9 protein-coding genes are annotated in these 12,656 nt (G+C 69.7%); 4 read left to right on the plus strand and 5 right to left on the minus strand.

The genetic code is table 11. The annotated features are described in order from the left end of the window. Positions 1-118 precede the first annotated feature (118 nt). Together sucD and sucC are read right to left on the minus strand one after the other, a co-directional pair. Positions 119-1,000, minus strand: a complete 882-nt coding sequence (sucD, locus tag ACIBCU_RS13130; RefSeq protein ID WP_362928134.1) for a succinate--CoA ligase subunit alpha — start codon at positions 998-1,000, stop codon at positions 119-121. A gap of 2 nt (positions 1,001-1,002) precedes the next feature. Continuing rightward, positions 1,003-2,139, minus strand: a complete 1,137-nt coding sequence (sucC, locus tag ACIBCU_RS13135; RefSeq protein WP_362928136.1) for an ADP-forming succinate--CoA ligase subunit beta — start codon at positions 2,137-2,139, stop codon at positions 1,003-1,005. A gap of 165 nt (positions 2,140-2,304) precedes the next feature. Between sucC and ACIBCU_RS13140 the strand changes: the two genes are divergently transcribed. The 4 genes from ACIBCU_RS13140 to ACIBCU_RS13155 all read left to right on the plus strand — a co-directional run bounded on the left by ACIBCU_RS13140 (position 2,305) and on the right by ACIBCU_RS13155 (position 8,925). Further along, a complete protein-coding gene (locus ACIBCU_RS13140) occupies positions 2,305-3,996 on the plus strand; it encodes a thiamine pyrophosphate-binding protein (RefSeq protein ID WP_362928138.1) in 1,692 nt (563 codons plus the stop codon). A 16-nt stretch (positions 3,997-4,012) separates the two neighbouring features. Next, positions 4,013-5,251, plus strand: a complete 1,239-nt coding sequence (frc, locus tag ACIBCU_RS13145; protein WP_393760635.1) for a formyl-CoA transferase — start codon at positions 4,013-4,015, stop codon at positions 5,249-5,251. Between the two features lie 2 nt (positions 5,252-5,253). Continuing rightward, positions 5,254-7,410 carry an acetate--CoA ligase family protein gene (locus tag ACIBCU_RS13150; protein ID WP_362928142.1) on the plus strand — a complete coding sequence of 719 codons (2,157 nt, stop codon included), beginning with the start codon at positions 5,254-5,256 and terminating at the stop codon, positions 7,408-7,410. Between the two features lie 123 nt (positions 7,411-7,533). Next, on the plus strand, positions 7,534-8,925 hold the full coding sequence (locus ACIBCU_RS13155; RefSeq protein WP_399231227.1) for an OFA family MFS transporter: 1,392 nt from the start codon (positions 7,534-7,536) through the stop codon (positions 8,923-8,925). 73 nt (positions 8,926-8,998) lie between these two features. Here the strand turns inward: ACIBCU_RS13155 and ACIBCU_RS13160 are convergent, their stop codons facing one another. From ACIBCU_RS13160 to eboE, 3 genes are read right to left on the minus strand one after another with little or no spacing between them, the layout of a single operon-like run. Then, positions 8,999-10,045, minus strand: a complete 1,047-nt coding sequence (locus tag ACIBCU_RS13160; protein WP_399231229.1) for a sugar phosphate isomerase/epimerase family protein — start codon at positions 10,043-10,045, stop codon at positions 8,999-9,001. Between the two features lie 41 nt (positions 10,046-10,086). Beyond that, entirely contained in the window at positions 10,087-11,484 is a 1,398-nt protein-coding gene (locus ACIBCU_RS13165; protein WP_399231232.1) for an alkaline phosphatase family protein, read from the minus strand. Next, positions 11,481-12,656, minus strand: a complete 1,176-nt coding sequence (gene eboE, locus ACIBCU_RS13170) for a metabolite traffic protein EboE (RefSeq protein WP_399231234.1) — start codon at positions 12,654-12,656, stop codon at positions 11,481-11,483. The genes ACIBCU_RS13165 and eboE overlap by 4 nt, the downstream gene beginning before the upstream one ends.

The raw sequence follows: 12,656 nt of genomic DNA on the forward strand, positions 1-12,656 counted from the left end.
GGCTGAATGTGCGCGGCTCTGCTCCCGACACGGCCCGCACACGCCGGACCGGCTGAAATATGTGCGGCCGCACTGCGGTGGCTCTGCGAGCGTGGGGTCGGGAGGACGGACCTGGTTCTCAGCCGCGCAGCCTGTCCTCCGCCAGGCGGGCCGTCTCCGTCGGGGTGGCGCCCACCGCGACTCCCGCGGCTTCCAGCGCCTCCTTCTTCGCCGCGGCCGTGCCGCTCGACCCCGAGACGATCGCTCCGGCGTGACCCATCGTCTTGCCTTCGGGGGCCGTGAAGCCGGCGATGTAGCCGACAACCGGCTTGGTGACGTGCTGGGCGATGTGGGCCGCGGCGCGTTCCTCCGCGTCGCCGCCGATCTCGCCGATCAGGACGATCAGCTCGGTGTCCGGGTCGTTCTCGAAGGCCGTCAGGCAGTCGATGTGTGTCGTCCCGATCACCGGGTCGCCGCCGATGCCCACCGCCGTGGAGAAGCCCGTCTCGCGCAGCTCGTGCATCAGCTGGTAGGTGAGGGTGCCCGACTTGGAGACCAGGCCGATACGGCCGGGCTTCGTCGCGATGTCGGCGGGGATGATGCCCGCGTTGGACTGCCCCGGGCTGATCACCCCGGGGCAGTTGGGCCCGAGGACGCGTGTGCCGCGGGCCTTCGCGTGGGCGTGGAACGCCACGGCGTCGTGGACGGGGATGCCCTCGGTGATGACCACGGCCAGACCGATGCCCGCGTCCGCCGCCTCGACGACGGCCGCCCTGGCGAATGGCGGCGGGACGAAGACGACGGTGACGTCGGCGCCGGTGGCGTCCATGCCGTCGCGTACGGAGCCGAAGACCGGGACCGTACGGTCGTCGAGGTCCACGGTGCGGCCCGCCTTGCGCGGATTGACGCCGCCGACGATCTGGGTGCCCGCAGCGAGCATCCTCCTGGTGTGCTTCATGCCCTCGGCGCCGGTCATGCCCTGGACGAGGACCTTGCTCTCCTTGCTGAGGAAGATGGCCATGATCAGTGCCCTCCCAGGGCGAGTCGGGCTGCTCGGTCCGCCGCGCCGTCCATCGTGGTGACCTGCTGGACCATCGGGTGCGCACGGTCGTCGAGGATCGCCCGCCCGCGTGCCGCGCTGTTGCCGTCGAGGCGGACGACCAGCGGTTTCGTCAGGTGGACCGAGTCGAGGGCCTGGACGATGCCGTCGGCGACCGCGTCGCAGGCGGTGATGCCGCCGAACACGTTGACGAAGACGGACTTCACCGACGGGTCGGAGAGGATGACCGTGAGTCCGTCGGCCATGACACGGGCCGACGCTCCTCCCCCGATGTCGAGGAAGTTGGCCGGGCGCGCTCCGCAGCCGGCGACGACGTCGAGGGTGGACATGACGAGTCCGGCACCGTTGCCGATGATGCCGACCTCGCCGTCGAGCTTGACGTAGTTGAGCCCCTTGGCGGCGGCCGCCGTCTCCAGCGGGTCCCCGTGGGGGTCGGCGGTGTCCGCACCCCAACGGCTCTGCCGGAAGGCGGCGTTGTCGTCCAGGGTGACCTTGCCGTCCAGGGCGAGGATCCGGCCGTCCGTGGTGCGGACCAGCGGATTGACCTCGACGAGCAGGGCGTCCTCCTGGGTGAGCACCTGCCACAGCGCCTGGAGCACGGGTGCGGTCTCCGGCGGGAGGAAGGCCGCCTGAGCGATCTGCGCCGCCTTGGCCGCCGTGACCCCCTCGGCCGGGTCCACGGGGATCCGGGCCACGGCCTCCGGCCGGGTGGCGGCGACCTCCTCGATGTCCATGCCGCCCTCTGCCGAGGCGATGGCGAGGAAGGTCCCGGCGGCCCGGTCCAGCACGTAGCTGACGTAGAACTCCGCCTCGATGTCCACGGGCTGAGCGAGCATCACGGTCCGGACGAGGTGACCCTTGATGTCCATGCCGAGGATGCCGCGCGCGGTGACGACGGCTGCCGCCGGGTCCGCGGCGACCTTCACCCCGCCGGCCTTGCCCCGGCCACCCACTTTGACCTGCGCTTTGACGACGACCCGGCCGCCCAGCCGTTCGGCCGCGGCGTGCACTGCGGACGGGTGGTCCACGACCTCGGCGTCCGGTACGGCGATGCCGTGATCCGCGAAGAGTTGCCTTGCCTGGTGCTCGTACAGATCCATAGCCACTCCCGATCGTGCCGATTGTGAAAGTGCCGCACGCCCCCTGGACACCACCCACCGGATGCGGGATAACAAGCTTCATACAGTATTCGTCGACTGTATGCAATGTACCGCGAGAGCGGCGGAGCGGCTCCCGCACCCCCTACGAAGGGACAGGACATCGCCATGCCCGAGGACAGCCAGGACAGCCAGAACCTCATCTCCGGTGGGCACTTGGTCGCCAAGGCACTCAAGGCGGAGGGGGTGGAACGCATCTACACCCTCTGTGGCGGCCACATCATCGACATCTACGACGGCTGCGTCGACGAGGGCATCGAAGTCGTCGACGTACGGCACGAGCAGGTGGCCGCCCACGCGGCCGACGGCTACGCCCGGATCACCGGGAAGCCGGGGTGCGCCGTCGTCACCGCGGGCCCCGGGACGACCGACGCCGTCACGGGTGTCGCCAACGCCTTCCGTGCCGAGTCACCGATGCTTCTGATCGGTGGTCAGGGAGCGCACACCCAGCACAAGATGGGCTCGCTCCAGGACCTGCCGCACGTCGACATGATGACCCCCATCACCAAGTTCGCGGCCACCGTGCCGGACACCGCGCGGGCGGCGGACATGGTGTCGATGGCGTTCCGGGAGTGCTACCACGGGGCGCCCGGCCCGTCGTTCCTGGAGATCCCGCGCGACGTGCTGGACGCGAAGGTCCCGGCGGACCGGGCGCGGGTCCCCGAGGCGGGGCGGTACCGTGCGTCCACCCGCGGGGCGGGTGATCCGGCCGACATCGAGAAGCTCGCCGATCTGCTTGTCCACGCCGAGAAGCCCGCCATCCTGCTGGGCAGTCAGGTCTGGACGACCCGCGCGACGGACTCCGCCACCGAGCTCGTCCGGACGCTCAACATCCCGGCGTACATGAACGGGGCGGGCCGCGGCACTCTCCCGCCCGGCGATCCGCACCACTTCCAGCTCTCGCGGCGCTACGCGTTCTCCAACGCCGACCTGATCGTGATCGTGGGGACCCCCTTCGACTTCCGGATGGGCTACGGCAAGCGCCTCTCCCCGGCCGCCACCGTCGTCCAGATCGACCTGGACTACCGCACCGTGGGCAAGAACCGCGACGTCGACCTCGGCATCGTCGGCGACGCCTCGCTCGTCCTGAAGGCGGTCACGGAGGCGGCGAGCGGCCGGCTCAACGGCGGATCCGCACTGCGCAAGGCCTGGCTGGACGAACTGCGGGCCGCCGAGCAGACGTCGATCGAGAAGCGGCTCCCCCAGCTGAAGTCGGACGCCTCGCCCATCCACCCCTACCGGCTGGTGAGCGAGATCAACGACTTCCTGACCGAGGACTCCATCTACATCGGGGACGGCGGCGACATCGTCACCTTCTCCGGACAGGTCGTCCAGCCCCGCACCCCGGGCCACTGGATGGACCCGGGCCCGCTCGGCACGCTCGGGGTCGGGGTGCCGTTCGTGCTGGCAGCCAAACAGGCCAGGCCCGACAAGGAGGTCGTGGCGCTCTTCGGCGACGGCGCGTTCTCCCTCACCGGGTGGGACTTCGAGACGCTGGTCCGCTACAACCTGCCCTTCGTCGGCATCGTCGGCAACAACTCCTCGATGAACCAGATCCGTTACGGCCAGAAGGCCAAGTACGGCGACGAGCGCGAGCGGGTCGGCAACACCCTCGGCGACGTCCACTACGACAAGTTCGCCCAGATGCTGGGGGGTTACGGCGAGGAGGTACGCGACCCCGCCGACATCGCACCCGCGCTGCGCAGGGCCCGTGAATCGGGTCTGCCCTCGCTCATCAACGTCTGGGTCGACCCGGACGCGTACGCCCCCGGAACGATGAACCAGACCATGTACAAGTGACAGAGGAGCGGTTGGCATGACCAAGGCTCTTGAGGGCGTGCGCGTCCTCGACATGACGCACGTACAGTCCGGTCCCTCCGCCACCCAGCTGCTCGGCTGGCTCGGGGCGGACGTGGTCAAGCTGGAAGCACCGAGCGGTGACATCACCCGCAAGCAGTTGCGCGATCTGCCCGACGTCGACTCCCTCTACTTCACGATGCTCAACTGCAACAAGCGGAGCATCACCCTCAACACCAAGAGCGAGCGCGGCAAGGAGATCCTCACCGAGCTCATCCGCCGCAGCGACGTGATGGTGGAGAACTTCGGCCCGGGCGCCGTGGACCGCATGGGGTTCACCTGGGAGCGGATCCAGGAGATCAACCCCCGGATCGTGTACGCCTCGATCAAGGGCTTCGGCGAGGGCCCGTACACCAACTTCAAGGCGTACGAGGTCGTCGCGCAGGCCATGGGCGGCTCGATGTCCACCACCGGATTCGCCGACGGCCCGCCGCTCGCCACCGGCGCCCAGATCGGCGACTCGGGTACGGGGATCCACGCGGTCGCCGGCATCCTCGCCGCCCTCTTCCAGCGGGAGAACACCGGACGCGGCCAGCGGGTGAACGTGGCGATGCAGCACGCGGTGCTCAACCTCTGCCGGGTCAAGCTGCGCGACCAGCAGCGCCTGGAGCACGGGCCGCTCGCCGAGTACCCGAACGCGCAGGACACCGCCGACGCCGACGAGGTGCCGCGCAGCGGCAACGCCAGCGGCGGCGGCCAGCCGGGATGGGCGGTGAAGTGCGCGCCGGGCGGCCCCAACGACTACGTGTACGTCATCGTGCAGCCGGTCGGCTGGAAGCCCTTGTCCGAACTGATCGGCCGGCCGGAGCTGGCGGACGACCCCGAGTGGGCGACGCCCGAGTCCCGGCTGCCGAAGCTCGGCAAGATGTTCCAGCTGATCGAGGAGTGGTCGGCGACGCTCCCCAAGTGGGACGTCCTGGGACAGCTGAACGCGCACAACATCCCGTGCGGTCCGATCCTCTCCACCAAGGAGATCGTCGAGGACGAGTCCCTCGCCGCCAACGAGATGGTGGTCCGCGTCGAACACCCCGAGCGCGGCACCTTCACCACCGTCGGCAGCCCGCTGAAGCTGTCCGACTCCCCCGTCGACATCGTCACCTCCCCGCTGCTCGGTGAGCACAACGCGGAGGTCTACGTCGGCGAACTGGGCCTGGGTGACGAGGAACTGCGGCTTCTCAAGACGAACGGAGTCATCTGAGCATGGCCGGAACAGTCGAGAACCAGGAGCATGAGCGCGTCAGGGCACTGCTCGACCGTGTCCGGGGTGAGGGGCGCAGCGCGCTCACCGCGCCGGAGGGGAAGGTCGTCGCCGACGCGTACGGGATCACGGTGCCGGGCGAGGGCCTGGCCCGGGACGTGGACGAGGCGGTGGCGCTGGCCGACCGTCTCGGCGGGCAGGTGGTCCTCAAGATCGTCTCCCCCGACATCCTGCACAAGACGGATGCGGGCGGCGTCGTGGTCGGTGTGTCGGGAGCCAAGGAGGTGCGCGCGGCGTTCTGCACCATCGTGAAGAACGCGAAGGCCTACGCGGCCGACGCGCGGATCGAGGGCGTACAGGTGCAGCAGCTCGTGCCGCCCGGCCAGGAGGTCATCGTCGGGGCGGTCACCGACCCCACGTTCGGGAAGGTGGTGGCGTTCGGCCTCGGCGGTGTCCTGGTCGAGGTACTCAAGGACATCACCTTCCGGCTGGCACCGGTGACGGCGGACGAGGCGCGGTCGATGCTCGACTCGATCGGCGCCGCGGAGATCCTCAAGGGGGTGCGCGGAGCGCCGGCCGTGGACCGGTGGGCGCTGGCGGAGCAGATCCGGCGGGTCTCCCAACTGGTCACGGACTTCCCGGAGATCGCGGAGGTCGACCTCAACCCCGTCATCGCGTCTCCGGACGGCGCTGTCGCCGCCGACATCCGGATCCTGCTGACGACGGAGGAGGTGAAGGCGCGGCGGCGCTACAGCCGGGAGGAGATCCTCGTATCGATGCGCCGGCTGATGGAGCCGCGTTCGGTCGCGGTCATCGGTGCGTCCAACGAGCAGGGGAAGATCGGCAATTCGGTGATGCGCAACCTCATCGACGGCGGATTCGCGGGCGAGATCCATCCGGTGAACCCCAAGGCCGATGACATTCTCGGCCGCAAGGCGTACAAGAGTGTCACCGACGTTCCCGGTGAGGTGGATGTGGCGGTCTTCGCGATACCCGCCAAGTTCGTCGCGTCGGCGCTCCAGGAGGTGGGCCGCAAGGGGATCCCCAACGCCGTGCTCATTCCGTCCGGCTTCGCCGAGACGGGCGAACAGGCCCTCCAGGACGAGATCGTGGCGATCGGCGAGGAGTACGGTGTGCGGCTTCTCGGGCCGAACATCTACGGCTACTACTCGACGTGGCAGGACCTCTGCGCCACGTTCTGCACCCCGTACGACGTCAAGGGCCCGGTGGCCCTGACCTCGCAGTCCGGTGGCATCGGCATGGCGATCCTGGGCTTCGCGCGGTCGACGAAGACGGGAGTGTCGGCGATCGTCGGGCTCGGCAACAAGTCGGACATCGACGAGGACGACCTGCTGACCTGGTTCGGCGAGGACCCGAACACCAAGTGCATCGCGATGCACCTGGAGGACCTCAAGGACGGGCGGGCGTTCGTGGAGGCGGCGCGGGCGACCGTGCCGAAGAAGCCGGTCGTGGTCCTCAAGGCGGGCCGGACGAGCGCGGGCGCCAGGGCGGCTGGTTCCCACACGGGCGCGCTGGCCGGGGACGACGCCGTGTACGACGACATCCTGCGGCAGGCGGGGGTGATCCGGGCCCCGGGGCTGAACGACATGCTCGAGTACGCGCGGGCGCTGCCCGTGCTGCCGGCTCCCAAGGGCGACAACGTCGTGATCATCACGGGGGCGGGCGGTTCCGGGGTGCTCCTGTCGGACGCGATCGTCGACAACGGGCTCTCGCTGATGGAGATCCCGCCGGACCTGGACACGGCGTTCAAGGCGTTCATCCCGCCGTTCGGAGCGGCCGGGAACCCGATCGACATCACGGGCGGTGAGCCGCCGTCGACGTACGAGGCGACGATCCGGCTGGGGATGGAGGATCCGCGGATCCACGCGCTGGTGCTGGGCTACTGGCACACGATCGTCACCCCGCCGATGGTCTTCGCGGAGCTCACGGCCCGGGTGGTGGCGGAGTTCCGGGCGCGCGGGATCGAGAAGCCGGTGGTGGCGTCGCTCGCCGGTGACACGGAGGTCGAGGAGGCGTGCGCATACCTGTTCGAGAGGGGCGTCGTGGCGTATCCGTACACCACGGAGCGCCCGGTCGCCGTACTCGGCGCGAAGTACAGGTGGGCCAGGGCCGCCGGGTTGCTGGGCGGTGGCCGATGACCTGATGACGACGGCTCGAACCACGGGGTCTGCGGCGTACCGCTCGGCCGCGGACCCCCGCGCGAAGTGAGAACGGGCAGGGGGCGCTGGCCAGACTTCTTCCACGCAAGGGGTTCGATCTACATGGCGACAACCGACATCTCGACTTCCGTCCCCTACAGGGAGGTGACGGACGCCAACGGCAGGACCTACCGCCTTGGCGAGAGCGACATCGACATCATGGGGCGCAAGCGCAAGTGGATGGTCATCCTGCCGTGGGTCGGCATGATGGGCATCAGCTCGGCCGAGTACGCCTTCGCGTCGGCGGAGGACACGCTGCACCACGCGCACAACTGGGACAGCGGTCACATCTACTGGATGATGACCGTCTGGGTGTTCTTCCAGGCCGCGGTCGCGATGCCCGCGGGCAGACTGAGGGAGACCGGCAGGCTGCCGGCCCGCTGGGCGATGATGCTCGGTGCGACGGGCACACTCCTCGGCTATCTGTCACTGGCGTACGCGCCGCATGTGATCTTCGCGTACATCGGCTTCAGTGTGTTCTCCGGCATGGGCGCGGGCATGGTGTACGCCACCTGCGTCAACATGGTCGGCAAGTGGTACCCGGAGCGCCGGGGTGGCAAGACGGGCTTCGTCAACGGCGGTTTCGCCTACGGTTCGGTGCCGTTCGTCTTCATCTTCACCGGGTACATGGACATCACCAACTTCCGGTGGGTCCTGGTCTCGGCCGGCCTCTTCCTCGCCGCGCTCGTGGCCTGCGCCGGCTTCTTCTTCCGGGACCCGCCGAAGAACTGGTGGCCGGCGGAGATCGACCCGCTCAACCCGCCCGAGGACCCACGGGCCCGCCGTGCGCTGGAGAAGAACCCTCCGGCCATCAAGCAGTACTCCCCCGGCGAGGCCTGGAGGACCGGCCGCGTGGCGCTGATGTGGTGCTGCCTCGCCTGTACCTCCGGCGTCAACATCTTCGGTATCGCCTTCCAGGTCGACATCGGCCAGGACGCGGGCTTCGCCGCGGGCATCGTGGCCACGGCCATGTCGCTCAAGGCGATCGTCAACGGCACGGGGCGCGGCGTCATCGGCTGGCTCTCCGACCTCTACGGCCGCAAGAAGTGCCTGCTCTACGTCTGTGTGATCCTGGGGCTCGCCCAGTTCGGCATCATCTGGTCGGCCGAGATGAAGAGCCTGCCCCTGTTCCTGCTCTTCTCCGCGATCTCCGGCTTCGGCGGCGGCGCCATCTTCCCGATGTTCGCGGCGATGACCGCGGACTACTTCGGTGAGAACAACAACGCCACCAACTACGGGATGGTCTACAGCTCCAAGCTCGTCTCGGGCCTCGGAGCGGGCATGGGCTTCCTGGTGGTCGATGCCTGGGGGCTCAACGGCGCGTTCATCCTGGCGGGCAGCATCTCGTTCTTCGCGGGATTCCTCGCGCTGTTCCTCGCGGCCCCCGGCCGCGACCGGAAGGGCAACCCGCTGGCGCAGGCGCATACGGCCCCGCCCATACGGGAGACCGACTGATCGCACACCGCAGCACACGCGTGGGGCCCGGTTCCTCCTGAACCGGGCCCCACGCGTTGTGTGCTGTCGGGCTTCAGTCCCCGCAGCGGCTCTCCCGGAGCGAGTGCAGGTGCTCGCTGGACTTCCGGGCGAAGGCGAAGGACTCGACCGGGTTGTCGTGCTCGGTCTGCCAGTGGTGATAGGTACGGCCGCGGTGGGTCCGCGCGGTGACCCGGCTCAGGAAGTTCTTGTAGTCGATGTCGCCGTCGCCGACGTCCGTCATGTCGTAGCCGTCGCGGGCGGCGTCGTTGCGGGTGCCGTCCTTGACGTGGAAGAGGGGGTAGCGGTCGGGCTGCTTGAGTACGTAGTCGATGGGGTTGAAGGGGGCCGGCGTGCCGTCCACGCGCTTGCCGAAGCGGAACTGGGCGCAGAACGCCCAGTAGATGTCCATCTCGAGGTAGACCAGGTCGGGGTCGGTCTCGGCGAGCAGGACGTCGTAGAGGCGCACCTTCGGCTTGTCGGTGGCGAAGGAGAACTCCTCCGCGTGGTTGTGCTGGTAGAACTTCATGCCGCGCTCACGGGCGGCGGCGCCGTAGGTGTTGAAGTCCTCGGCCGCCCGCTTCCAGCCGTCGACGGTGGCGCCGTAGCGGAACGGGCCGGAGGCAGTGCCGATGTGCTTGAGGCCGAGGGCCTCCGCCTCGTCGAGGACCTTGGTGAGGTTCTGCGCGAAGGAGTAGGCGTCGGGGTTGTTGTCGTCGTAGTAGTTGACGTGGCTGCCTATGGGGTTGAGCCCGTGGTCCTTGGCCAGCCTCTTGAGCTGGGCGAGGGTGATGGCTCCGGCCGAGCCCTGGGTGTATCCGGCGAACTCGATCTCGTCGTAGCCGTACTTCTCGAGTTCGGCGAAGACGGGGGCGAAGCCGAGGGTGGAGACCTTGTCCCGGAGGCTGTAGAGCTGGATGCCGAGGCGGCCCGGAGGCAGGACGGCGCGGCCCTTGCCGTGTCCCTGGCCGCTGTGCGGGCCGGCCGCCTGGGCGGCGGCGCCACTGAGGAGGGTCGCGGCCGTGGCTCCGGCGGCGACGCCCAGGACGTTGCGGCGGCTGAGTCTGCGCGCGAGCTCCGGGTCCTTCGGGGTGCGGCTCATGATCACGAATCTCCCTGTGAACGTGCGGGCGGGGCGGATTGTCAGTGGAGTCCGGCAAGCTGGAGGAGCAAGGACTTCACTTCGGTGGCCTGGACTCGGCCGTTGAACGCGTGGGGGGTGGAGCAGAGGATGAGCGGACCTTCGTCGTCGCTCGTGGGCAGGCGGCCGTGGCTGCCGCGGATAGGTGAGGGGTCCAGGGGGACGACCGCCATGCGGTAGCGCATCCCGAGTTTCTTGCGGGCGACCGCCGAGGCGGCCTTGACCCGGACATAGGGGTCCTGGGGGTCCATGAAGAGCTCCACGGGGTCGTAGCCCGGTTTGCGGTGGATCTCGACGAGCTGCGCGAAGTCCGGCGCGCGGTCGTCGTCGAGCCAGTAGTAGTACGTGAACCAGGCGTCCTTCTCCGCCACGGCGACGAGCTCGCCGGAGCGGGGATGGTCCAGGTGGTTCGCCTTCTTGCCCTCGTCGTCGAGGAGTTCCGCGATGCCGGGGAGGTCCGCGAGGGCCTCCCGGGTGGCGTCGAGGTCCTCGGGCCGGCGTACGTAGACGTGGGCGAGCTGGTGGTCGGCGACCGCGAAGGCGCGGGAGGCCATCGGGTCGAGGTACTCCATGCCGTCCTGGGTGTGCACCTCCAGGAGTCCGGCGCGGCGCAGGGCGCGGTTGATGTCGACGGGCCGGTCGACGCGGGTGATGCCGTACTCGGAGAGGGCGACGACGGTGCGGCCCTCGGCCCTGGCGTCGTCCAGCAGGGGTGCCACGGCGCGGTCGAGGTCGGCCGCGGCCCGGTGGGAGCGGGGGTCGTCGGGGCCGTAGCGCTGGAGGTCGTAGTCGAGGTGCGGGAGGTAACAGAGGGCCAGGTCAGGGCTGCGGGTGGTGAGGAGGTGCCGGGTGGCGTCGATGATCCACTGCGAGGAGACGAGGTCGGCGCCGGGGCCCCAGAAATGGAAGAGGGGGAAGGTGCCCAGCTTCTCGGTCAGTTCGTCGTGCAGCGCCGGGGGCCGGGTGTAGCAGTCGGGCTCCTTGCGGCCGTCGGCGTAGTACACGGGGCGGGGGGTGACGGTCCAGTCGGTGTCGGCGCCCATCGCGTACCACCAGCAGATGTTGGCGACGGTGTAGCCGGGGTGGGCGCGCCGGGCGGCGTCCCAGAGCTTGTCCCCTTCGACGAGCCCGTTGTGCTGGCGCCACAGGAGGACGTCGCCGAGCTCGCGGAAGTACCAGCCGTTGGCGACGATGCCGTGTTCGGAGGGGGTGGTGCCGGTGAGGAAGGTGGACTGGGCGGCGCAGGTGACGGCGGGCAGGACGGTGGAGAGGGGGGCCTGCGCGCCGGCTCCGGCCATGGCCTGGAGGTTCGGCATGTGCTGGAGCAGCTGGGGGGTGAGTCCGACGACGTCGAGGACGAGGAGCGGGGTGGGGCGCGTTCCGGCGCCGGGCGCGGTCATGGGAGCTCCTTGAGTCCGAGGTCGACGAGGAGGTCGCGGGCGAGGGTGAGCTCGGCGGCGATGCCGTCGGCGAGCTGGGTGCGGGTGCGCGGCCGCAGCTCGGCGGGGAGCGCCTGCCAGGTGTACGTCTCGACCTCGAGGTGCCGGGTGAGGGGCGCTGGTCCGCCGACGAGCCGGTTCAGCACGGACTGGAGCACGGGGAGTGTGGAGGTGAGCGGGGGTGCGGGGGGCGCGTGCAGGGGGACGTGGAAGTGGGAGCGCCAGGGAGTGCTGTCGGGGAGCGCACCGCCGGAGACCGCCTCGTCGAGGTCGTCGGTCCCGCGGAGGCCCGCACCGGTGAGGGTGCGGGTCTGGTGCAGGAAGCGGGGCTCGGCGAAGGCTCCCAGAGCGGCACGCACCTCGGGCAGATGGGGGTGTTCGGCGTGCAGTGCCGCGGAGAGCTGGGCCTTGGCGACGGTGATACCGGCCGCGCGCAGGGCGTCGAGAGCGGTGTCCGGGTCCTCGAAGGAGGTGGCGAGGTGGCAGGTGTCGACGCAGATGCCGATGCGGTCGTGGCCCACCGCCGTGAGCGGGCCGATGGCGTCGGCGGTGGTCTCCACGGTGCAGCCGGGTTCGGGTTCGAGGCCGATCCTGATGGCCTTGCCGGTCAGCTCGTCGAGGGCGTCGAGCCGCTGTGCGAGCGTGGTGAACGCCTTCCGCGCGGTGACCGCGGCCGTGGGGTCGTCGGCGAACGGGGTGCGCCAGGCGATCGGCAGGGTGGAGATGGTGCCTTCGGTGACGTCGTCGGGGAGCAGCGCGGCGAGCAGCCGGGCCAGGTCCGTGGTGTGGGAGAGCCGCTCGGGATCGGTCCAGTCCGGCGTGTAGACGCGGTACTTGACCTCCTGGGCCCCGAAGCCCTCGTACGGGAAGCCGTTGAGGGTAACCACTTCGAGGCCGCGGTGTTCGAGTTCGCCGCGCAGGGAGCGCAGGGCGGCGGGGTCGTTGATCAGGGCACGTGCGGCGTCCTTGGCGAGCCAGAGTCCGATCCCGAGCCGGTCCCGCCCGAGCCGTTTGCGTACGGGTTCGCAGTGGTCACGCAGCTGGGCGCGGACTCCTTCGAGGGTCTCGGCGGGGTGCACGTTGGTGCAGTAGGCGAGGTGCACGGTCGAGCCGTCGGGGTGGCGGAAGCGCAT

It is taken from the genome of Streptomyces sp. NPDC051064 (assembly GCF_044455985.1).
GTDB lineage: Bacteria > Actinomycetota > Actinomycetes > Streptomycetales > Streptomycetaceae > Streptomyces.

Excerpts from the sequence above, each read along its gene's own strand:
- sucD (WP_362928134.1), bottom strand. The coding sequence starts at position 1,000 with ATGGCCATCTTCCTCAGCAAGGAGAGCAAGGTCCTCGTCCAGGGCATG.
- sucC (WP_362928136.1), bottom strand. The coding sequence starts at position 2,139 with ATGGATCTGTACGAGCACCAGGCAAGGCAACTCTTCGCGGATCACGGC.
- ACIBCU_RS13140 (WP_362928138.1), top strand. The coding sequence starts at position 2,305 with ATGCCCGAGGACAGCCAGGACAGCCAGAACCTCATCTCCGGTGGGCAC.
- frc (WP_393760635.1), top strand. The coding sequence starts at position 4,013 with ATGACCAAGGCTCTTGAGGGCGTGCGCGTCCTCGACATGACGCACGTA.
- ACIBCU_RS13150 (WP_362928142.1), top strand. The coding sequence starts at position 5,254 with ATGGCCGGAACAGTCGAGAACCAGGAGCATGAGCGCGTCAGGGCACTG.
- ACIBCU_RS13155 (WP_399231227.1), top strand. The coding sequence starts at position 7,534 with ATGGCGACAACCGACATCTCGACTTCCGTCCCCTACAGGGAGGTGACG.
- ACIBCU_RS13160 (WP_399231229.1), bottom strand. The coding sequence starts at position 10,045 with ATGAGCCGCACCCCGAAGGACCCGGAGCTCGCGCGCAGACTCAGCCGC.
- ACIBCU_RS13165 (WP_399231232.1), bottom strand. The coding sequence starts at position 11,484 with ATGACCGCGCCCGGCGCCGGAACGCGCCCCACCCCGCTCCTCGTCCTC.
- eboE (WP_399231234.1), bottom strand. The coding sequence starts at position 12,656 with ATGCGCTTCCGCCACCCCGACGGCTCGACCGTGCACCTCGCCTACTGC.